The sequence below is a fragment of the Polynucleobacter sp. es-EL-1 genome (assembly GCF_018687975.1).
Lineage (GTDB): Bacteria > Pseudomonadota > Gammaproteobacteria > Burkholderiales > Burkholderiaceae > Polynucleobacter.
On record NZ_CP061310.1, the window covers coordinates 1,096,890 to 1,118,326 of the forward strand.

The following is a 21,437-nucleotide window of genomic DNA, read 5'->3' on the forward strand; positions in this document are numbered from 1 at the left end:
TTAAATAATCTTGTTTTATCTAATCTCAACTTATTCATGCCTTACCTACAACTTCCCAGAACGTACTTCATCCAACATTCGACCTAACCTTGAGTAGCTTTCCTCAGGTACTGTTTTTAAAAACCGTATTAAATGTTGATCACCACTTTTGAGAATGAGCCTCTTTAATTCGGGAGCCATTTCTTCTGAGCCTTGAACCTCTCCTTCATCAAGCTCCATGCCCCTAACAATTGCACCTACTCGCAGCGCCTCCTCAAGCGTTAAAGTAAATTCAGTTGAAAAACTCTGGCCACAAGCATGGCAAGACTCAGTACGTCGCAAATTCAGCGCCCCGCAAGATACGCATTTTTTAACTTGCTTATCCTCTGGCTTCTTTGGAAACTCATACCCGCATTCACAGTCAGTTGCTGATAGTGGATGACTATCGCCACATTGAGGGCAGACTTTCTCTTTTGGAGGGCCAGGATCAACACGGTTAGCAGGAGACATTTCCTCCTCAACCCGTTTCGCATATTTCTCAAACGTTTTAAAGGCCGGCATCACAACATACGCACGTGAATAATCGTCATAAGAAGCAGTTCTAACAACGCGACCCATCGCCTGCCTAAATGCCAACTCGGTTAGAGCGTTAGGCAAATAAATTAATACCCTTAGCCGACGAATATCCACACCCTCAGAAACCATCGCAACGGAAACTAGCCACTTACGTGTTGTATTTCTAAATTGTTTAATTTTGTCTTCTGGATTAGCCAACTGACTATGAACAATTAATGGCTTCTCACCATCTAAATCCTCTAATAAAGAAGCCATGAACTCGGCAACCTCAATATTTGGTGCTATCACTAATCCACCAGCCTCAGGCATTGTTAGACGTAGCTGATTTAGCTTTTCGATACCTGACTCGATCATTGAGGCCTGATAACCAGTCATTAATGGCTTTTCAGTTCCCGGGATATACTGCGGCGTCTTGGCCAGCTTATAAAAATCTAGTGCGGTTTGCAGCCCAGGAATTCGCGCTAAATTTTTAGGTAATGTAGGCTCAGTGTCTCCTGAAACCTTTATCTCCTCACCTCCAAGGTCAACCGTAAACTTACCTTGATGTTTGTGAAATGTGATTGGTCTGCAATACCCGAGCTCTACAGCGTCGCCATAAGTTAAGGTGTATGTGCCTTCTTCAGGATGAGAAATGGCGCCACTATCGTCATAGGCCAACCATACAGACTCCGCACCATCAGAACGAATTGGGGTTCCAGTTAATACCAGTACAAATTGGGCTGACTCAAAAGCACCGCCTGCACTTTCACCCCAAGCAGCCTCTACCGCAGCATGATGGTGTTCATCACAAATCACTAACACCTTTGAGGACTGGCAAACAGCTTGCAGCTCTGGCCAAAGACCTTGAATAGCAGACCAAGTGGCACAAATATCCATGCCAAGATCACCTAACTCTCCATCTTTTGCTGTAACCTTACCCATATGCCTTCCCGTTACGCGGGTAAAGTCTTCGGCCCATTGCGTCACTACTTGCGTACGTGGTGCAATAACAATCACTCGGTTGATTTCTTCACTATCAAGCAATGTTTTAGCTATTGCACACGCTGCTAGAGTCTTTCCAGCACCAGGGGCAGCATTTATTAAAAAATGACGGTCTTTTTTACCGCGCACTAACCAGTCCATCGCCTTTTGGTGCGCCTCAACTTGCCAGGGTCTTAATTTAATATTCACTTTGTACCTTTAGTCAAATTACATTTTTGGCATAAGGCCTGACCATTTTTTGTTACAGTCTTCCCGCCATTTACAAATGCCAAAACGTGATCGGCATGAAAATTACTCATTAATTTCTCTTTGCATATCGCACAACTTCCCCCGGATACCCAAGCAAGAATTGAACGTTGCTGTTTATCAAAAAATCTCTTCATTTCTCTAGCCAGTACTCCGTCATTTCAATTTCATTAATCGGCAAATTTGATGGTGGCTTTACAACTGCAACCTTATTAATTCTCAAAAGTACCTTCACATAATTGACTTTTCGGGACTTCACCATCCAGCCCTCTTGGCGCATTTTTGAAATATTCGACGTTAAAGACGGAACACCAAAATAAATAATTGCCTCTAATCTTGTAATTGGATTACCCGCCGCTAAATGCTCCTTTAATGCCAAAGTCACTCCATATCGATTAGCACTCATAACTTCCTCCAAAATATTTCTTCCAAGGCTTATTGGTAATAAATTCATCCGATTCAAATTCATAAACTGAATTAAGCAGATCTCTTTCTTCGTACATCAATTCACCCTCATCAGAACTCATTAGGCTGAATGCATCCTTTGTGTTCTGCTCATCAAAAGAAGGCTTATAGTCATATCCCTCTTCATACTCTTCTTTGAATAATTCTTGCAATGCACTTGCATATTCAAGAAGCTCAAAATCTCTGTATCGACTACCTACCCCTTCTTTTAGAACTTGATAGATAACTTTGACTTGTTTTGGGCCATTCATTCGAATCATCTCCATGACTACTCCTTAGTGATAAAGACGATTAACTTTGGATTTAGTCAGGCGTTGGTTTTGATAAAGCTTTCCAACAGTCACAATTGCACGATCTTCACGGGACTCGATCAAGTAACTTCTCAAGTTCTCATGATTTTTTGCAATGAAGAAATGACCGAACTCCGCTTCCATTTCTTGAATGGACTTCTTGCTAAAAAATCGCATTACGCAACCGTGTGGGGCTGATCGAACTTCTCCATAGGCCTGTAACAACCGCTCCACTCCGTAATTAATGCCTCTTTGCTGCGCCCTTACTTCTGCATGTTTTGTTTTCATAAATCCTCCGGGTTAATCAACAAACGAAGGAATTTGCTTTTGTTTCTCGCCAATTTCTTCGCTCTTAACTACAAGACGAGCTGAAATGGGAAAAGTCAGGGGCCCCAATCAAAAAAATATGAAAATGGGGCCCAGAAATAAGAAAAGGCCCCAAAAGGGCCTTTTAAAGGGGGTAAATTATATGAAGGTCTACTTTTTGCCCTGTCCAATAGTGGCATTAACCGTACCCGCGGTCTCTGGCTTTACCCCCAACAGGGACTTAACCTTCTCCTGATCCTTGGCGTTGGCTTTGAATGGTTTGATATAAAGGCCATATTTACCACCCGCTTGAGTAGCTTCAACCTCCATATCTGCCTCTAATGCAGCAGAAATAACCTCAAAGGCAAACTCTTTTGGATTTGGAACTTGTAAAGAAACATACTCTTGCGCTGATGAAGCTTGGTTCGAAAGGCTATCGTCCCCCACGCCTCTTGTTGTGACTGTTGCCGGCATCATAAGGAAGCGACTAATTAATATGCCGACTGAAAAGGCTGTAACCATTGAAGCCGCAAATCCTCTCCACCTTACGGCAAATGATTTTTTGGGTTGGGATAGGCCTGTTAATTTACGCTCAAAGGACTGCTTGAGATACTCCGGGGTCTCTTTGGTAATACCCAATTTTTTCTCAAAATTTTCAATTGAGCGCTTAATTGCCTCCTCTTGCTCTTTTGAGAATGGCTCATCTTGGGGATTTTGATTATTAGTTGTCATGCGATAACCCCTTTTATTTCTCGAGACAATGTTCGATATATGGAGCTAATTTCTTTTTACTCTCATATATATATTGCTTAGTTGCAGCCTCAGTCCTAGATATAACCTCAGCAATCTCAACTATGGCCATGTTATCTAAAGACATAGAAATAGCCGCAGCATTTTGTGGAAATTTTTGGGAAAACACAATCAACCCTTTTGATACGCAATCTTGAACATCAAATTCCGTAGCCAAAGCATTTCCGGGTGAAGCAGGAGGGTCATCATCAGAGAAATCTGTCTCCTCTGGCAATGGAATTTCATATTTCTTATACGCTCTCTTAAAGAGATCTAAAGCGGTGTTTTCTGCAATAGTGATCACCCAAGAAACCAAAGACTCAGCTGATTTAGGCTGTGAAGTGGTAGTAGCCAGCTTAAGAAATGCGTCTTGCACAATGTCCTGGGCTTCACTTTCAGAGAGGTATTGATACTGATAACGCAACTTTTTATACATAACCGGCTGAAATTCCTCATAAATTAGTTGGATAGCACTATTTTTTTCAATAGCGCTGCCATTCACTAATTTATGAAAAATTGCTTCTTTTTCTAGTTGACTCAACATAAAGACGACTCAGGCTGTAAAAAGTCAGGGTTGGTATATAAAATTAATTACAGTTATTCTTACTAATAATATCTTATCAATGGAATTTGAATGTCTGAAAAAGGTCCAGTAATCCTACTTTCAACTGCTGTGGTGGTAGGAATTGCTGCAGGCGCGTTTTATTGGAATGCTATCAAGCCCACAAAAGAGCAAAGTGAACAACTGCTCATTAGCTCAACAATCCGCTCTGAGGTATGCAAGAAGATTCAGGGCGAAGTAGATCAATATAAGCAGTCTCCCGATACCTTTAAACGGGGCACTCTTAGAAACATCAAGAATGAGGCTACACAAAACGCAAAAGTTGAACTTCCTCAATTTCCAGTAGAACGTCAGATCCAATACTTTGATCGCAAACCAATTATTAGTAACTGTGAAAGCCTGGCCCAAGGGTGGATAAAAATTCCAAGCACTTTCCCGGAATTTTATGAGGCCGAACTTCAGGAGATCGGATTGACAATAGGCCAGACCAATCCGAGCCAGCCAATGATGGCCAATACCGATACCGCCCAAAAAAGAATTGCACTGGTTATTGGAAACTCAAGCTATGCATCTAGACCACTAAAAAATCCAGTAAATGATGCGGATGACATGACGGCATTTTTAAAAAGTGCAGGCTTTAAAGTGATAGAAGTAAAGAATGCTGATATTTTTGAACTAAGATCTTCAATCAAAAACTTTGAAGATAATTTACCAGCTTATGATGTGGGTCTGATTTATTACTCCGGCCATGGTATTGAGTTTAAAGGCTCTAACTATCTGATACCCGTTGATGCCCAACTAAAAAATGAGCAAGATATTCCAAGACAAGGCTATGACATCAGTAACATCCTAGCCAAAATGTCTAAAGCTAATAAAAAAACTTCAATCTTTATTCTTGATGCATGTAGGAATAATCCCGTCTTCTCGCAATATAGGTCAGCTGCAGATGGCTTAACGCAAATGGTAGCGCCAAGTGGGGCTATTATTGCTTTCTCTGCGGCGCCGGGTCAGGTTGCTAGCGATGGCAATGGAAGAAATAGCCCATACACAGCAGCGCTTTTATCCAAAGCAAAAGTGCCTAATAAAAAAATTGAGGATATCCTAAAAGAGACTTCACAAAAGGTTTCGGATGATACTGGAGGCAGACAAATTCCTTGGTACAACAGCAGTCTTGTTGGTGATTTTTATTTTAGTAAGTAAGTCATGAATCTAATTTGTAAATTACCTAAATGGTTACGGTGGATTCTTCTACCTTTCGCTAGTGTTATCGGCTGGTTTCTAGTCAACCTCTTGGCGAAATTGGCATCAAAAATATTCATGTTCTTATCTAGCCCCGGCGGATGGTCGGAAAACTTTTTCGAATACGTTCTAAATCCAGGAATTGCAGGATTTTGCGCAGTCTATATTGCAATGATATTTGCACCAAAGCATAAAAAGTTCGTTGGTTATGCTGCAGCATTCTTATGGGTTGGATTTGCCGGTGCTTTAGCATTCTTCAACATAATGCTCAAAGAATGGCCTGCATTGCTGTCTTCAATCACCACCATAGCTGGATGCGCCTTTGCTATATATGATCCTCCTCCAGAAGAAGAGCAGCCAGATGAGCATTCACGCATTTATTGAGTGGCGATACTAGATAGTACTAATTTACCGCCGCTAAGAGATCCATATTCCCAGGGCTCTTGCTTTCCTTGAGTAGCTTTTAGTACGTCATCGCGAACATTACGCAAAAGAATAGCAATATCTTCTTTTTCGCTAATCAAGGTTGCTAAAGCTCCTGTATAGGGACTATTTTTTCCCTCGGGACCATCAAATGCTACGCCTCCATCCTTGGTTGCAAAAGATATCAATGTGCCCCGAGGAACGTTCATAGGTGCTAAACCGTGATTGGCAAATGCGGCTGTAGAGGATTTGAATGGCTTTGTTCTACAGGCGTCTAAGAAAACAATTTTGCTCCTTCCGGGAAGGTTTCTGCGAATGACGTCATTTAAACTAATTCCATCTATGGCAACAATATCCTCCTTGCTTCTAAAATCCATATCTGTAGGCAAAAGATAATTAACACCCCCAAGCTGCATGCCGTGGCCAGAATAATAAAAAATAGTTACATCCGCATCCCTAGCCTTCTCTGAAAAATTCATTAAGGTACTCATAAATGCTTTTCGATTTAAATCAGGGGCATAGATGACATTAAATCCAAAGCTCTTCAATTTTGCAGCCATGAGACTTGCATCATTAACTGAATTACCTAGTCGTCCAGATTGATATTGAGAATTACCTATTACCAATGCATATAGAGAAGGCTTGCGAACTCCTGAAACCCCTCTCTCTTCCTTAATAGTAGGCTGAGCTAAAGCTTGAAGATTAGGCGGTGCAAAAATCTTGAGTTCAAATAACTCATCAATCGAGTTACGCATATCTGGCATTTCTTGTACATACTTTCCAGCAAGTATCTTATCCATTCGATGCAGTCTTAAGTTGGCATCTTCACCCCGTAATTTTTCGAGAACCTCATACCACTTCCTAGCCTCTACTAAATGCGCTGGATCCGAATAATTATCTTCATACATATCCGCAATTTGAGCGGCAATTTGATCATTCGGATTTTCTTCATATTTTTTAATTAAATATTGAATAATCTGAGTAGGCTTATTTTTCAAATTAGTAGGCAATGGACCCAATGACTCTAGGATGTGGTCTTCACCCTCCATCTCCTTATATCTTTTAAGTAAAGCCCTATATTGCTCATCAGGTAAATCTATCCTTCCCTCATAAACATACCAAATGAGATTATCTGGACCGTATTCGCTCTCAGCACCATCAATGATATGAACCTGGGACAATCTTTCATTTCGAACATTAGAGTTAACTGCAGCTCCAAATAAAACACCTAAATTATTACGTGCATGATTAATTAAACTCTGCCGCCTTATGGTAATTGCTTTTTTTAGACCCTCTTCCATTAATAATTGGGCCAAAGGCTCGTTTACTTCACCCCGTTGCCCTACAAACTGAATCCATCCCTCATTAATCAAATCGACAGACTCAATTGGCCCATATTTTTTTTTGCGTTCCTCAAGAAACTTTTCTGTTTTTGCTATTAAATCAGGCAATTTCATTTTTTTCACTTCCTGACTTTCTTCAGGCTTCAAAGACTCTATTGCTGCTTTCAAATCACCTTGGTAATCTGGAAAATCCTCAATCTCTGGATTCTTGAGGTCATATAAAGCCTTTAACCAAGCTGCATTTAATACATCTGTAAACTGAAGATACTTAGAATTATCAATGATGTACCAAATTGGGGATGATGCACCTCGTCTGATTGACTCTAAAGCATATGGAACGGACTTATGTAAATTAGATGGCTTGTATTTTCCATTACCATACAGATTCATAAGCACTAAAGAACTCGAAACTGATTTATCCTTTTTTAGAGCAACCTCAATTTCATCAAGGCCTTTTTTCGTATGTCCTTGGAGAACTATTTGAGAATAGGTATCTATAGCAATTGTGTTGTCTTGATCTGCAGCCTTGCGATAGTAAGACATTGCTTTTACATTATCTTTAACAAGACCTCCGTACCCATTCAGGTAAAGGTATCCCATTATTCCTTGGCTTATGGGATCATTTTTGACGGCTGCTTTAGTGGCCCAAAATAAAGCTTCATCATAATTTTGCTTTATACCGAGTCCATTTACATAAATTCGCGCCAGATAACTTTGTGCCTTCAGGTTACCTTTTTTCGCGTACTCTTGGAATATTGGAATAGACTTGTCGTATTGTTTTGCCTGAAATAGATCTACAGCCTCAGGGAGGGTGGCGGCATGAGTTATGCCTAAAAAAAAATATCCGACAAGAAATAAGACTTTCTTCATTTTGGTCATTTTATTCTAATTACTGTAAGCGTTACTTTAAGTAACGCTTACATCTTACTTACCAATCTAACCCACCCGTAGCTCTCGTTCAGTCTACTTCTTGCTTGGATAGTTATCAGCAGCCTTACTATCCGCCTCAATGAGCTTTCTCGTATTAGCCCCACGCAATTGCTCAATAGCCTGTATCACCTGCAAATGGCTATAGTGCCGCTCTATCATTAAGACGCTAGTACCCATCTGTTTGGCTAAGGTATGAATAGGCACCATATCGTGAGTAAGTGCTAACGTGGCATAGGTATGACGTAGGCTATAGAACACCCGCTTTTGATTAGTCTTTGGATCAATGAGCAAACCATGATCCGCTAAGAAACCATCAAACATGTGGTTTAAAACATCACTTAAATCTCCGCCTTCTTTAGTTCTAAAGATGCAGTCATCGTTAGCAGGCTTAATCAATTCCGCCAATGGATCTTGAATTGAGCTAGCCACGCCGTAATTCCGCATAGCTATACGCTCCAAGACTCTGACACTAGGCAAGCGTCCAATAATCTGTCTTTGCCCTGTTTTACCCTTCACTGTCATTTCACAACTACGGTTAAGACTATGCACTTCAATGACTTCACCCTCCTCGTCCAATTGATCTGTGACTGTACTGATGGGGTTCATCATGAAACGGATTTGCTTCCATTTCATATCAAGCAACTCAATGCCTGGCCTTGCTCCAGTATCGACCAGCATCTCCACATAGTCTCTGAGTATTTCACGGCGCTCACGTACATCCCGAGTTCTACCTGATTCTATGTATGGGCCCAGGAGCTTTAACAGGGCTCTCAGTTCATGTAATTCAAATGCTGGGCGACGCACACTCTCTTTGGTCTTGCCATCCAACTTAGGACGATTACTTTCGGTTAAGTAACCCCGTACAATAGCTTCATCAAACACTCTATTAAATGCAGCATTTTGAGCCTTGCGGTTGCTATTAGATATTGCCAAGCCATACCTAGCTTCACGGTCATCGTAGTACTGCTGCAGGGCATCGTAGTCGATATTGGTAATGAGTCGTTGACCAAGACTGGGGACGAAATGCTCATTAATAATGCGGATGTAGTCTTTGTAGATTGACTTACCTAGGCCGCCCTTTAAGTCTCGCTCCATCCTATCGATAGCCAGCATAGCGATATCTTTAAAGCGTTTGGTTACGACTGGGATGCCAGAGCGCTTACGAATCTCCGCCTCTACCAATAGCTCTTTAGCCTTATTAATCGCTAAATCAAGCTGGGTTTCTTTGGTAGTAGCCCGTATCCACTTGTTATCTACCTTATAGCGACATTGCCATACGGCACTATGCTCGCGTTGATAGAGGGTTAGGTTGCGGTATATGAGTTGATGTGTACTTTCTTTTTTAGTTGCCATACATATACTTTAGCTTCAGAGACTAAGCTAGAGCAACCAAGTTGGCTGAATTATTAAGGTCAATTTAGCCAAAAGAAAGTGTGGCTAAGAGTGGGGATTAATGGAGAGTTTGTGGGGAATTTATGGGCAAAGTGTGGGGGAAAATGTGAAGGAATGCTTCTGTTATTACGAAGCAGTTACTTGACCATTTATTAGCAACGGCAAAAGCCAGTCACGTAACTTCGTTAGCTCTAAATTCTCAAAAGTTATATTCTTTACTTTTTCAAATATTGGGGTGGCAATTTCTTGATACTTACTAGAAATAGACTCCTGAGGCAGGATAATCATTTTTTCCTTTAGGAATTTGAAATGTCTTGCATATCCGTAATTAGATAAATCGATATTAGCAATAGCTTGATATAAAACATAGCTTGGAAAGCTATTGTCTGAAGAGCTCAAAATCTGAGTGCCATCTGCACCTCTTGCATAATTGAAGTTAACCAACTTTACAACTCTTGTATGGTCACCAAAAATAATATGGGGTCTTTTTGGCTGAATTAAAGCTGAAACTTCATTTGTAAAACCACAAATGTAACTTTGACCCTGGTCTATAACAGGGATCTCTCCGGTATTGAGAATATCTTGACTCAATACTTTTGTTGAGGCAGGACTCTTTTCCAAAATATCCCCAATAGCAATATTGCTCCAACCAACTGGAATTTTCTGTTTCAATATATCGTTGTACACCATTGGACCACCTGACGCTCTGTAAGGCTTGCCATTCTCATCCGGAAAATCAAACTGTACAAACCAAAAGTTGTAGATGAACTTTGCCATCGACTCTAATTCAACTTTGATGCGATTGTTACATTCAATTTTTTCATCAATTGTTGATAAAACTTTAACGATAGTATTTTTACTTTCGTCATATAACGGTACCGGAAAATTTCGTAAAGCACTAAGTGGTAGAAATTTTTGTACAGCACCATTAATAAATCTTTGAACGTGAGTTTTTGCAGCTGGGCTAATTAGATAGTAATAAAGCCATCTCGCCTTATTTTCATCTTTGCATGAAAAGACGCCCATATTTTTTATGGCATAAGGTATGCTCTGATTTTTCTCTAAATATACTTCACCTACAGAGCCAATCATACTAAAGAGAATGTCCCATTGCGAAACAGCACTTCGTTTTTGTATAGATAGATAATCTTTTTCTGAAATAAAATATGCTGAAGAGCTATCAAGTACCCCTCCTGAAATATGCTTTGAGGTGATTAGTAACTTACCCTCTTTAACCGGCTTAGGGGTGTCATGGGTCCCATCAAATACAGAGAGGCAGAATTCGCTAGCTGGAATTAAATTAGTCATATTTCAATTTTGCCAATTGAATTTTAATATCAGCTTCCAATTCACATGATTCCCTAAAAAAATCTTCCAGATTATTAGAAAATCCTTGTAGCTTTTCGTGAAACTGCTCAATTGTTAAATTGCTATATTCAATCTTTACGTCAAAGTACTGAGCAGCACTGAACGAGTAATTTTTATCTTCGAGCTGCTCATACTTAACTACTACTGAAAAGTCTTCAACCACTTCTTTTGAGTTAAAGGTTGCGATAATGCGGTCTTCTTCTGCCGTTGAAAGTAGGGTTTTCTGATTTTTTCCGTCTTTGACCTTGGTGCCAAGGCTTGAGGCGTCAATAAGCACAACATCAGCTTGGTTAGAGGCATCTATAAATAGGATTGAAACATTTGTTCCGGTGGTTGCAAAAATATTGCTAGGCATTGATACAACACCAGCCAGCATCCTGTTATCAACGAGGTGCTGACGAATAACTTTATCAATTCCACTCTGTGCGGTAATAAAACTCGTTGGAACTACGACCGCCGCTTTACCATTTGGGCTTAGTGAGTAAACGATATGTTGCAAGAAAAGCTGGTAGATAGCCATCTTGTCAACGGCTTGTTTTGGAATATTTGGTAAGCCAGCAAAGAAACGTTCTTGATGCTCCTTAGTATCTAGCTCGTTGCGGAAGTCTGAAAAATCCATCTTGAAGGGTGGATTGCTAACAATATAATCAAATTTCTTAAGTTCCTTGCCATCACGATGGTAAGGGTGCAACATCGTGTTGCCTTGGATGATGTTGGGTATTGAGTGAACTAAGTTATTGAGAATCAGGTTTAGTCGCAGCAAGCTAGAAGATTTTTGTGAAATATCCTGCGAATAAATACTACAACGCTGTTCGCCAATTGCATGAGCAATATTCATCAATAGCGTACCAGATCCTGCTGATGGGTCATAGCAACTTACGTTATTAATTTTCCCGCGCACAGACTCGGGGACAAGAATCGCAGCCATGATCTTTGCAACGGCATGTGGCGTATAGTATTCAGCATACTTGCCTCCGCTATCTTTATTGTAGTCTTTAATCAAGTATTCAAAAAGGGTAGCGTAGAAATCATATTTCTCATTAAAGATGCGTTCAAAGCTGAAGTCGCCTAACTTGTTGATGATAGCGCGGCAGAATGCATCTCGCTTAGATGGGTCTGTGATGAATTCGCTGACGCGATCAAATAAAGTAATTTTTGCGCCACCATCAGTTTTAACTGCAAAAATCTCATTGTTTGAAATAGCGATGTCACGCAAAGTATCATCAAATAATTTTGCAAATTCTGGAGTATTCTGGCGACCAAATAAATGAGCAATGAAGTGCTCTGGTTTGAGCTTTGCTGTATCTGGCCCTAACTGCATTTGTAGCATTTCCAACTCATCAGGATTCATAGAAGCAATAACAGACTCCCAATTATCCGAATCAGCAAGTTTTGGGTTTATCTTTTTAGCTTCAAATGCAAACTTATCATTTAGAAACTTGTAAAGAAAAACTTGGGTGATAATCTTAAATTCATTTCCATCATTGCCAAGGCCATAATTTGCGCAAATGGCTTTTAAGCCATCAATAAGCTCACGAGTGCGCTGTTCAAATTGTTGAGTTACCAAAATTGCGCTCCAGCGTTATCGTTGCGGCCGGCACGAGAGCCAGCAGAAAATTCATTCATGTATTCAGATACAACTAGATGGTTAATGGTGTGGGTTGTGTCTGGTGTTAGCTTGATATTTTGACGATTATAAAACTCGCCAATAACTATTGGCTGCATCATTCTTGCAAAGTAGCTTTCATTATTGAGAATCTGTGTGTTCTGAAGTACATGATCGTCCGCTTGTGATTTAACGCTTATAAGAGCTTCAAATAACTGACGCTCTGTTTTGGTAAAGTCACCAAACTCATTCAAACGCTTGTGTATGCGGGCGTACTTTGCATCGCCTTTGTACTTGTGGCGCAGTTGATTGTTAAGCCTATTTAGCTCCTTTACCTTCTCATGTATTGCATTGAGAGCGCCTATATTGGCAGTCATTTCTTCTTGGCTAACTTCGCTCAGCTTCTTTTTCTTAAACAGGCGCTCTAGCTCTTCGCGTAAGGATAAGAATTTTGGGTCTTGCTGGTCAAAGTTGCTTACCATGGCTTCGCGAGTTTGACGCAGCGTGTTCTTAAGTTTGTCTGCAAGAATAAGCTCTTCCTCTTTGATCTTGGCAAACTTGAAAATCACATCCTCGAGCGCAACATTTAGCAAGTTACTAGTGTCAGAGGCCGTTTCAAGAGCTTCTTTTAGGTTAAGCAACTCTAGGTGGTTACTGGTTTCGCGATAAAGCTGGTTGATCTTCTTGAAATCAAGCTGCTGGAGTAATGCGTACTCCCCCTGCAATCGGATCAAGTTGTAGAGATTGCGAGCATCAGCAAGCGCATTCTTGAGCGCCAATATCGACGTACGATCTTGAATTTGGCTGATCTGGCGAGAGAATTCCTCTGCATTTTGAATATCAAAGGCAAACAAAACATCCTTGATAGCTTCAATCTCTTGCGTGATCTCTTCAGCTGATTTGAACAGATTAGAATAGTGCTCAACTTCGTCACCAAGCTCTGATTGCAACTCATTGAAGTAGTCTTTATTAGTTTTGTCAAACTCTTTGCGGATATCCGCAAAGTCAACTACATATCCATAGCGGAAGTCTTTATATGTACGGTTTACGCGGGTGAGAGCTTGCAATAGATTGTGTGCTTTGATGATTCGTCCAAGATACAGCTTTTTCAAACGTTTGGCATCAAAGCCAGTCAAAAGCATGTTGTAGACGAACAAGAAATCAATCTTGCCAGCCTTGAAGTCCTCAACCCATTGCTTACGTTCGTCCTTACTCCCAATGTCGTGAAGGATTAGGGCGGCAGTCTTTACACGATTCTTCTCTGCTGTCTGTGCTAAGTAGCTTTCGGCTTCAGCATTATTTGTTTTCTCTGCGTAAACGGCATTAAAAATTCTGTGCATTTCCTTGGCCTGATCTGCGCTATCGCAAATCACCATACCGCCTATACTGGAGTCACCAAGTGCATTTCTACTTTTCTCAAAATCACGCACAATATAGTCAAGCATCGGCTCAACAAACTTCGGGTGCGAGTAAATTTGTTTTCGATCGATATCACCCTGTTGTAACTGAACTGCCGCAAGAGCTTCCTGCAGCGAAATCTTGTAATTAGTAGCGATTTCCTCGCGAATTAGGCGAAGCGTGTAACCGTCTGCGATTGAGGCGTTGTAATAGTACTTGTGGATGTAATCCCCAAACAATGCCCTAGAGTTATAGTCCTCGCCAAGCAGGGGTGTTCCCGTTAAGCCAATTTTGATTGCGTTTCTATCAGACTGACTCAGATTAGCCAGGAAACTACCTTGCGGGTTGTAGCTGCGATGCACTTCATCAAGGAAGTAAACACGCTGAATATTGAAGTCGTAATCATCTACATGAACAACATCGGGATCGTCTTCAAATTTTTGAATGTTGACTACAGTGATTTCTGGTTTGCCGCTGTTATTGTGAATAACTTGCGATGTCTTAATGTCTTTCGCAAAGGCTTCCCGGCTATCAATAGTGTGTACAACAAGACCACGGCCAGCTAGCTCACGCTGAGCTTGGATCAATAAGTCCAATCTGTCTACGATGAAGTAAAACTTGGGAATGATGCCTTTGCGCTGGAAATAATCGGTTAGAAAGCGAGTGTTGTAGTACGCAAGTGCAGTTTTACCGCTACCTTGGGTGTGCCAGATGATGCCTTTCTTAACACCAGCATCTAATGCTTTTTCAATTGCTTTAGTGGCAAAGAGTTGCGGATAACGCATCACATGCTTTTGCAGGCCATCGCTCTCATTAACATATGCCAATGCGTAACGCAAAACAAATGACAGACGATCGCGACTAAAGAGAGATGTGCAAATGCGATTGGTTGGGGTATCGGGCGCTTTATTACTCAGGAATTCTGGGCTGTGCTTGATGACATTAAGATTGTTATCACGAAGAACTTCATTTTCTAATGTGTCATTTTCCTCTCGCAGCAACTGAGTAAGGTCCAAAGACTCTTCTTCGCGGAAGTAGTTAAACACTGGCGTATCGTAAGATGGGCTTGCATAAAACGCACCTTCAATAGGTTGCGGTGATCCATCCTCGTACTCCATATTGTTTGAGAAAACCATCAACTGCGTGATATTCATGAAGCGGCGGAACTTTGGATTCCTACTACGAGTAAGGATGCGGTTACGCTCAGCTAGAACGCCTTCGCGATTGTTAGGCTTCTTAACTTCAATAAAAGCTAAGGGTAGGCCGTTGATCAATAACGTGATATCTGGGCGGAATTCATCATCCCCGTTCTTGCAGGTGAGCTCTGTAACAACATGAAAGCTATTATTATTGAAGTTCTCAAAGTCAATCAGCTTAATTCCAGACTGCTCAGTCAATCTCTCATAGAAGGCCTTTCCAAGATCCTCATTATCTAGCAGCAGTTTGACATCAGCAAGCAAACGTAGTGCTTCCTCATCAGGCAAATCAGGGTTGATTTTACTTATGGCATTAGTGAATAGGGCTGGGAAGATGTTGGTTTCTTCATCCCATACAGCATTCTTTAAAGAGAGATAGTCGTACCCAAGCCGCATCAAGTGCAGGATGCATGGGATCTTAACTCTGGAGTCTTCGCTAAAAATCATCTGTCTATAAGCACCTGAGACTTTTAGAAATTTCATATAGAATCATATGTGGGTCTGGTCCTTTTTCGTTACCTGAACTGCAGATTTTTTTCTTTTAATGCATGTAAAACAGCGCCAGGATTTTGTAGTCTTACCGCTACTTCGGGATTCAATCTTCTTCATCTGATCTAATGGCGTAAGAGTGCGGCAGCCAGGGCAGATTTTAGGGGATTGAGCTATTGTGACCATGGTTAATTTTATGTCAGCAATCGCCTGTTTTGGGCAATTAAATTGCCTCTCTTTCCAACCGTTACTTAACGTAACGCTCAAAAGACAAAACCCCCACCATTGCTGATGAGGGTTTGCTTTTCTGGTGGGCCCACCAGGACTTGAACCTGGGACCAAAGGATTCCGGTTTGTGTAGCTTTCACTACTCCCTGGACTATGCCTTCATCATATTCAAACTTAACGTCTGAACTTAGATGGGTGCCGTCTAGTCTCTACACCTTCAACAGCACTTTCACGCTGAAGCTTGGCTCGGCGTTAGCTTGGATATTTCTACCTTTAGCTTTCTCCGAATTTGACACCATCCCTTATGCAGTTTCCAAGCATAAGGCACAACTTTCGCTATGAGTCCTCTGCTCTAACCAACTGAGCTATGGGCCCTAAAACTTTACATTTACTACACACCTTGCTGCTGGTGCTTACCACTTCAAAACCACACTAAAACCGCATTTACTACACACCATGAAAAATGCCCTGGTGTGTAAGCGGTGTGTAAGCAATTTTGACTACCTAATCTACCACTAACCTCTTGAATCTATTGAGGTCTTTGTTACGAGACCCCTAGGGCTTCTTTCTTATGAGTCCTCTGCTCTAACCAACTGAGCTATAGAACGGAAATCCATCCATTCACTGAATAAGCTTGCTTAAAGGTTGCCAGGACTAGAAATAGTCGCGAGGTCTCTCTCAGCTAGCGCCTAACATAGGATTGAATATAAGTCTTTCTAAGGCTATCCCGACTTATGAGCATTTGATCTGATGATGCTTGTATGACCGCAATAGGCTCTTGCATGATGGTTTTCTCTGCGTAATAACGATTTCCGCGACTATCGCGCAGTTTGAGCTTAGGCAGGCCAATGATGCGAGCACTATCGACCACAGCTGCCACTAACAGCGGCTTTTGTAGCGGGTATCTTGGGTAGCTAAGGCCATTGACCTGCCATGGCAGCAGTGTCACAAATACGAATGCGCTGATCACGTTTGGGCTCTTTTATCAATTGATTGGAATATTTGATTGTCTTGGGCTACTAGCTCATTAGGTGAGCTTTGAAGCAATTAATCTGAATTCCTTAAGACACTTTTGGAGTTCCTATGAAATTGCTCATCACCCTACTGCTGATTGCTCAAGCTACTTTAGCGTTTCGCGCTGTCAATGCTCAGGCCATTTATGGTCCTAATGGTGATTACCGTGGCTACAGCCAAACATCTCCCAGTGGCGTTACCAATGTTTACAACGCCACGGGTCAAAACGTGCAGTCCTTTCAGACGGATAGCGGACAGACTAATTTTTATAGTCCTAGCGGCGCTTATCAAGGTACAAGTACTGCTCCCGTCTATGCTGCGCCAAATACCAGTATTAATGTTCCCCGTCAGGTTCCTCAAGCCCCCACTGTGAAAGGTTGGTAATTCAAATGAAAAATAACATTTTTAAATTGTCTGTAGCTACATTTACCCTCAGTATTTCATCGCTTGCTTTGGCTCAAGCAGTGCCATTTAGCGCATCTGCCTATAACTTTGAAAATAGTCCCAGTAACTTTAATAACAGCTCTTATAACTGGCAAAACAGCCCATATAATTTTGAAAACAGCCCTAATAACTTTAATGCTACGAATGGTGTCTATGACAACAAAGGCAACCGCATAGCTTACGAGGTTCAAGCGCCTACTGGTGTTACAAACTACTTTGATAACAGCGGAAATCGGATTGGGTATACACCTTCACAAAAGTAGCTATGGATCGCATTCTGTTTCTCGACTTTGATGGTGTTTTGCATCCCACGCATTTTGCTGGAGAGGATCCCTTTAACCGAGTCCATCTACTTGAGGCGGCGCTGGTAAATCAACCCCTCGGGATTGTGATTTCATCTAGCTGGCGCTTTACCCACTCTCTTGAAAAACTGCGCAAATTACTACCGAATAGCATTGCTCAATTAGTCATTGGCACAACTGGGGCAGCTGTGATTGGTAAACATCCGCGCTATCAAGAGATACAAGCTTATTTACACTCATATGGCCAGGCTCACTGGTGCGCTTTAGATGATTCCTATTGGGAGTTTCCTACGCCTTGTCCTGAGCTGATTCGCTGCAACCCCAATACTGGTATTACTGAGAAGCAAATTGCCCTTCTGACGACTTGGCTAGCAAAGTAGCCCTCTATAAGGGCATTGACGAGATCTACCCCCTAAAGTGCCGACTCTTCAATTGTTATGAGGGCATCCTCATAAAAGTCGAATGTCAACTGACCACTGAGTGGCACGATGGGTCTGAGATAACAATCCGGAATGGGTCCAGTAAAGGTAACTTCCAAATGATGGCGCTTGGGGTAGAGATAATGTAAAACACTATCTGGGCATAGCACTTCAACTCGCCACACCTGGACTAAACCTTCCATTTCATGCCAAGGCATCAATCCATAAGATTCGATGACCCTAACAATTTTTCCGAGGTTGGGCGTAAATTTTGCATTGACGGTAATCGCTATAGATCCAATTTCACAATTGAGCTTACTCGCCATGAACAAGTTCCTTAGCGATGTCTTTTTCCGATACTTCCGTTTGATGAAAATCCATCTGCAATTGTTCGCTATCGGCAAACTCCTCCAGAAGGTAACCCTGAGGTGGTGTTATTCTGCGTAGATATTTATCGGGGACCGGTCCGACTTTTGATGTCTCCAAATAGCCATCATAGTTATATGCAAGCCAACCATGTTCTGTTGCTATCTCACACTCCCAGGTAAAGAGCGGCTCTTCTGAGCCTACCCATTCTTCCATGCCGATGGGCGCTCTAACCCGCACAATATTTCCCTGATTTTCGGGGAGATTGCAGCGGACGGTAATGGCTAAATCCCCCACTGAACAATTGAGCTTGTCCATTAGCGACCCCGATACTTGGCGCGCACTTTTTCTCGCTGCACAAAAGAAACATGGGAAATCAATGCTTCGCTAAAAAACATCAATAGACCAATAAAGAAAGCTTGAACGAGCCCCAAATCCAGACTGCCCTGCTCAAGACAATAGGCACTGATAAACATTACAAATAGTCCAAGTAACTTAACCATTTTTTACTCCTTTTGTTAATTTAGATCAGGTTAATGACCCGCTAGCTCAATAAATGAGCTATAAAGTAACTAAAGTTATAAAAACGATAAATGTTTGATTTCTTTGGATTGGAGTTGAAATGAGTGATATGGAGCGTTTGCACCGCATTAAGTACATGATTCAGCAACGTAAATGCGTGCCTAGGGAGGATTTCCTATCGGAACTTGAGATCTCTCCAGCTACTTTCAAACGGGATTTAGAGTACCTACGCAGCCGCCTTAAAGCCTCGATTGTTTATGACCGTTTTTATGGTGGTTATAAGTTTGAGAATCCAGATCAGGTGGACAAAATTGAAATGCCTGGTCTGTGGTTCTCAGAAAAAGAAGCTACTGCCTTGGTGTTGATGCAGCACCTACTCTCCTCGCTTGATCAAGGCGGCCTGATTGGCCCACACATTGAACCCCTCACAGCCATCATTGATGGCATCCTAGGTCAAAGTGAAACCTCCGCTAAAGAATTGCGTAAACGCATCAAAGTTATTGGCATGGGTTCACGAAAGAACTCCATTGAGAACTTCTCAGAGATTGGTGCCGCCCTTCTCAAACGCAATCGCCTCGAGATTGATTACTACTCCAAAGGCAAGGATGAGGATACAAAACGAGAGATATCACCACAGCGCCTGATCTACTATCGCGAGAACTGGTATCTCGATGCCTTCTGTCATATGCGTAACGACTTACGTAGTTTTGCAGTCGATGGCATTCGCAGTGCAGTGTTGACCAATAAAAAGGCTCAGGAAGTTTCTGAAAAAGAATGTCAGGAACACTTTGCAGAGAGCTACGGCATATTCTCAGGCAAGGCTACACAAAGAGCTAAGCTACGCTTTACTCCTGAGCATGCAAGATGGGTATCTGGCGAGCATTGGCATGGCCAACAAGTGGGCAGCTTTGATAAAGAGGGCTATTACAACCTGGAGTTTGATTACAACCAGGATCCTGAATTAGTCATGGATATTCTGAAGCATGGATCAGGCGTTGAGGTAGTTGGGCCAGCCAGTCTCAAGGCAAGAGTAAAGGCGGAGCTTGAAAAAGCTTTCGCTAACTATCAATAAACCTGAGTTTCTTAAGCCTTTACAAATGTAAGGTCATGCTTTACACTTATTTCATCGCCATTAAAATGAATGGATAATTCAGTCATTCATTCACAAAGGTTTACAAGAGTTATTTACCGAAGGAAAAAGTAGCAAAGTTCAAAGATCATTAGCCGGCAGAATACTAAGGCGCTTAGATGCAATCGATTCAGCAATAGGTTTAGGCGATCTAAATGTGCCTGGATTTAACTTTCACGGATTAGAAGGGAAGCCTAAAAGATATAGCATCCACATCAATGGGCCCTGGTGCCTTACGTTTGAGTGGCTTGAAAAGAATGCTTATCGAGTTAACCTGGAAAAACTATCATTAATAATGATGCGTAAAAGATCCCCTACCCACCCTGGCGCCATTCTGAGAGAAGATGTATTCCCTACGCTAGGAATATCTGTCACTGAATTCTCAAGGCACCTAGGAATCTCTAGGCAAACCCTGCATGCAGTTCTCTCAGAAAAAAGCGCCATCACACCAGAACTTGCACTCAGACTTGGAACTTTTTTAGGCAATGGACCTCAGCTTTGGATTGAGATGCAGTCCAAGTATGACTTATGGCATGCAGAAATCAAGCTGAAAAAGATCCTTCCTAAAATCCCATCATTTAGCGGTCTTTTGGCGGCCTAATATCAACGAATGCTCCAGTCATGAGCCAGATCAATAAATAAGCTGGCCTCTTGAGAGAGATATTGGGGTGATGGAAAGATCCCTACCCTTCCAAGATCCAATCGATCTGAATCCCAGCAAGTTTGTATAGTGGCATTAGTTGATACTTCGCCACCCGAGTGGTGGGTCATCGCAAAGCAAAGCTGATCTAGCTGCTTTGGCTGCAGGCTGTAATAATCCCCATGAATTCCATGAGCAAATTCAGCAGCGCGCGCTCCATGTTGTGGATCTCGCCCATCATTTAATCTGCAGCTATCGTGCAAAAAGCCAAAGAGCTCTATAACTAATAGATCAGCCTTTCTGATGGCGCCAATGTTTTTACCATGATGCAGTACCCGAGCCCAGTGGTTTGCCCCATGAATACCATGCCAATCAATCTTAAATTCGGCTTTAATCAGGGCAATGAGGCCTGAGCGGTCATAGTCAAGCGTCATTAATGTAGTTTCCCTAATCTTTGTAACGACATCACGCTAGAGTATTTGTAGCGCTTGCCCCAAGCGCTCGATCTATTCGAAGATGCAGCTTGAGGGCCGTTGAGAAGTAATATAGCTTGGGATTAAGTTTGATATTGGCATATTCCCAATCGCTAATCTCAATGCTAACGCCTTTAGCCCAATAGTAGAACCTGCTACCTTCCTCTATCGCGATACCGGTATAACGATACTCTGAAAGACCCTGTTCTTTGGGGTCAAACTTTTTTAGCTCATCAGAATGCAGTTCGATATTAATTAACTGAAAATTCATTTTCTTCTCCTCTTTAGCCAATTTGACAAATGTCTGGGCTTGGCAATTCGG

The 21,437-nt window shown here is 41.8% G+C and carries 25 protein-coding genes and 1 pseudogene; 8 read left to right on the forward strand and 18 right to left on the reverse strand.

The annotated features are described in order from the left end of the window. Positions 1–45: 45 nt before the first annotated feature. From FD974_RS05590 to FD974_RS05620, 7 genes are all read right to left on the reverse strand, one after another. Positions 46–1,725, reverse strand: coding sequence for a DEAD/DEAH box helicase family protein (locus tag FD974_RS05590; protein WP_215363158.1), 1,680 nt, complete (start codon positions 1,723–1,725; stop codon positions 46–48). Further along, on the reverse strand, positions 1,722–1,919 hold the full coding sequence (locus tag FD974_RS09820) for an HNH endonuclease (RefSeq protein ID WP_215363160.1): 198 nt from the start codon (positions 1,917–1,919) through the stop codon (positions 1,722–1,724). Before FD974_RS09820 ends, FD974_RS05590 begins: the two co-directional genes overlap by 4 nt. Then, complete coding sequence (locus FD974_RS05600; protein ID WP_215363163.1) at positions 1,916–2,188, reverse strand: helix-turn-helix domain-containing protein; 273 nt, start codon at positions 2,186–2,188, stop codon at positions 1,916–1,918. Before FD974_RS05600 ends, FD974_RS09820 begins: the two co-directional genes overlap by 4 nt. Then, positions 2,178–2,513, reverse strand: coding sequence for a hypothetical protein (locus FD974_RS05605; RefSeq protein WP_215363165.1), 336 nt, complete (start codon positions 2,511–2,513; stop codon positions 2,178–2,180). Before FD974_RS05605 ends, FD974_RS05600 begins: the two co-directional genes overlap by 11 nt. Before the next feature lie 9 nt (positions 2,514–2,522). Further along, positions 2,523–2,825 carry a hypothetical protein gene (locus FD974_RS05610; protein ID WP_215363167.1) on the reverse strand — a complete coding sequence of 101 codons (303 nt, stop codon included), beginning with the start codon at positions 2,823–2,825 and terminating at the stop codon, positions 2,523–2,525. A gap of 189 nt (positions 2,826–3,014) precedes the next feature. Next, positions 3,015–3,575: a hypothetical protein gene (locus FD974_RS05615; RefSeq protein ID WP_215363170.1), complete on the reverse strand. Its 561-nt coding sequence runs from the start codon at positions 3,573–3,575 to the stop codon at positions 3,015–3,017. A 13-nt stretch (positions 3,576–3,588) separates the two neighbouring features. Further along, the gene (locus FD974_RS05620) at positions 3,589–4,176 is read right to left on the reverse strand and encodes an RNA polymerase sigma factor (RefSeq protein WP_215363173.1); all 588 of its coding nucleotides are present in this window, start codon (positions 4,174–4,176) and stop codon (positions 3,589–3,591) included. A gap of 90 nt (positions 4,177–4,266) precedes the next feature. Here FD974_RS05620 and FD974_RS05625 point away from each other — a divergent pair, with 90 nt between their 5' ends. After that, positions 4,267–5,394 (forward strand): caspase family protein, encoded by a 1,128-nt coding sequence (locus FD974_RS05625; RefSeq protein ID WP_215363175.1) that lies wholly within the window; start codon positions 4,267–4,269, stop codon positions 5,392–5,394. Positions 5,395–5,511: 117 nt separating this feature from the next. Then, positions 5,512–5,817, forward strand: a complete 306-nt coding sequence (locus tag FD974_RS05630; protein WP_215363177.1) for a hypothetical protein — start codon at positions 5,512–5,514, stop codon at positions 5,815–5,817. Here FD974_RS05630 and FD974_RS05635 read toward each other — a convergent pair. The 6 genes from FD974_RS05635 to FD974_RS05660 form a co-directional block, all read right to left on the reverse strand. After that, a complete protein-coding gene (locus FD974_RS05635) occupies positions 5,811–8,078 on the reverse strand; it encodes a caspase family protein (protein ID WP_215363180.1) in 2,268 nt (755 codons plus the stop codon). The two genes, FD974_RS05630 and FD974_RS05635, sit on opposite strands and share 7 nt — an antisense overlap. An 84-nt stretch (positions 8,079–8,162) precedes the next feature. Beyond that, positions 8,163–9,482: a hypothetical protein gene (locus FD974_RS05640; RefSeq protein ID WP_215363182.1), complete on the reverse strand. Its 1,320-nt coding sequence runs from the start codon at positions 9,480–9,482 to the stop codon at positions 8,163–8,165. A gap of 165 nt (positions 9,483–9,647) precedes the next feature. Continuing rightward, positions 9,648–10,829, reverse strand: coding sequence for a restriction endonuclease subunit S (locus FD974_RS05645; RefSeq protein WP_215363184.1), 1,182 nt, complete (start codon positions 10,827–10,829; stop codon positions 9,648–9,650). Next, entirely contained in the window at positions 10,822–12,456 is a 1,635-nt protein-coding gene (locus FD974_RS05650; protein ID WP_215363186.1) for a class I SAM-dependent DNA methyltransferase, read from the reverse strand. Before FD974_RS05650 ends, FD974_RS05645 begins: the two co-directional genes overlap by 8 nt. Next, positions 12,450–15,572, reverse strand: a complete 3,123-nt coding sequence (locus tag FD974_RS05655) for a type I restriction endonuclease subunit R (RefSeq protein WP_251374549.1) — start codon at positions 15,570–15,572, stop codon at positions 12,450–12,452. The genes FD974_RS05650 and FD974_RS05655 overlap by 7 nt, the downstream gene beginning before the upstream one ends. Before the next feature lie 916 nt (positions 15,573–16,488). After that, the gene (locus FD974_RS05660; RefSeq protein WP_215363188.1) at positions 16,489–16,776 is read right to left on the reverse strand and encodes a hypothetical protein; all 288 of its coding nucleotides are present in this window, start codon (positions 16,774–16,776) and stop codon (positions 16,489–16,491) included. A gap of 113 nt (positions 16,777–16,889) precedes the next feature. Here FD974_RS05660 and FD974_RS05665 point away from each other — a divergent pair, with 113 nt between their 5' ends. Genes FD974_RS05665 through FD974_RS05675 form a run of 3 tightly spaced genes read left to right on the forward strand, consistent with a single transcriptional unit; the run spans position 16,890 to position 17,946 of the window. Next, complete coding sequence (locus FD974_RS05665; protein WP_215363189.1) at positions 16,890–17,204, forward strand: hypothetical protein; 315 nt, start codon at positions 16,890–16,892, stop codon at positions 17,202–17,204. A 5-nt stretch (positions 17,205–17,209) separates the two neighbouring features. Continuing rightward, entirely contained in the window at positions 17,210–17,527 is a 318-nt protein-coding gene (locus tag FD974_RS05670; protein ID WP_215363191.1) for a hypothetical protein, read from the forward strand. Positions 17,528–17,529: 2 nt separating this feature from the next. Continuing rightward, the gene (locus FD974_RS05675) at positions 17,530–17,946 is read left to right on the forward strand and encodes an HAD domain-containing protein (RefSeq protein ID WP_215363193.1); all 417 of its coding nucleotides are present in this window, start codon (positions 17,530–17,532) and stop codon (positions 17,944–17,946) included. 32 nt (positions 17,947–17,978) lie between these two features. Here the strand turns inward: FD974_RS05675 and FD974_RS05680 are convergent, their stop codons facing one another. From FD974_RS05680 to FD974_RS05690, 3 genes are read right to left on the reverse strand one after another with little or no spacing between them, the layout of a single operon-like run. Further along, positions 17,979–18,311, reverse strand: a complete 333-nt coding sequence (locus FD974_RS05680; protein ID WP_215363205.1) for a hypothetical protein — start codon at positions 18,309–18,311, stop codon at positions 17,979–17,981. Then, on the reverse strand, positions 18,301–18,669 hold the full coding sequence (locus tag FD974_RS05685; RefSeq protein WP_215363208.1) for a hypothetical protein: 369 nt from the start codon (positions 18,667–18,669) through the stop codon (positions 18,301–18,303). The genes FD974_RS05680 and FD974_RS05685 overlap by 11 nt, the downstream gene beginning before the upstream one ends. Beyond that, a complete protein-coding gene (locus tag FD974_RS05690; protein ID WP_215363211.1) occupies positions 18,669–18,854 on the reverse strand; it encodes a hypothetical protein in 186 nt (61 codons plus the stop codon). Before FD974_RS05690 ends, FD974_RS05685 begins: the two co-directional genes overlap by 1 nt. A 119-nt stretch (positions 18,855–18,973) precedes the next feature. Here FD974_RS05690 and FD974_RS05695 point away from each other — a divergent pair, with 119 nt between their 5' ends. From FD974_RS05695 to FD974_RS05705, 3 genes and pseudogenes are all read left to right on the forward strand, one after another. Next, the gene (locus FD974_RS05695; protein ID WP_215363214.1) at positions 18,974–19,945 is read left to right on the forward strand and encodes a YafY family protein; all 972 of its coding nucleotides are present in this window, start codon (positions 18,974–18,976) and stop codon (positions 19,943–19,945) included. An 88-nt stretch (positions 19,946–20,033) separates the two neighbouring features. After that, positions 20,034–20,264: pseudogene (locus tag FD974_RS09825) on the forward strand (type II toxin-antitoxin system RelE/ParE family toxin); the annotation flags it as partial. 33 nt (positions 20,265–20,297) lie between these two features. After that, positions 20,298–20,603: a HigA family addiction module antitoxin gene (locus FD974_RS05705; RefSeq protein ID WP_215363217.1), complete on the forward strand. Its 306-nt coding sequence runs from the start codon at positions 20,298–20,300 to the stop codon at positions 20,601–20,603. A 2-nt stretch (positions 20,604–20,605) separates the two neighbouring features. On the opposite strand, the gene FD974_RS05710 is transcribed toward FD974_RS05705, so the two are convergent. Further along, on the reverse strand, positions 20,606–21,076 hold the full coding sequence (locus FD974_RS05710) for a hypothetical protein (protein ID WP_215363220.1): 471 nt from the start codon (positions 21,074–21,076) through the stop codon (positions 20,606–20,608). A 31-nt stretch (positions 21,077–21,107) separates the two neighbouring features. After that, positions 21,108–21,386, reverse strand: coding sequence for a hypothetical protein (locus tag FD974_RS05715; protein ID WP_215363222.1), 279 nt, complete (start codon positions 21,384–21,386; stop codon positions 21,108–21,110). Positions 21,387–21,437 lie beyond the last annotated feature (51 nt).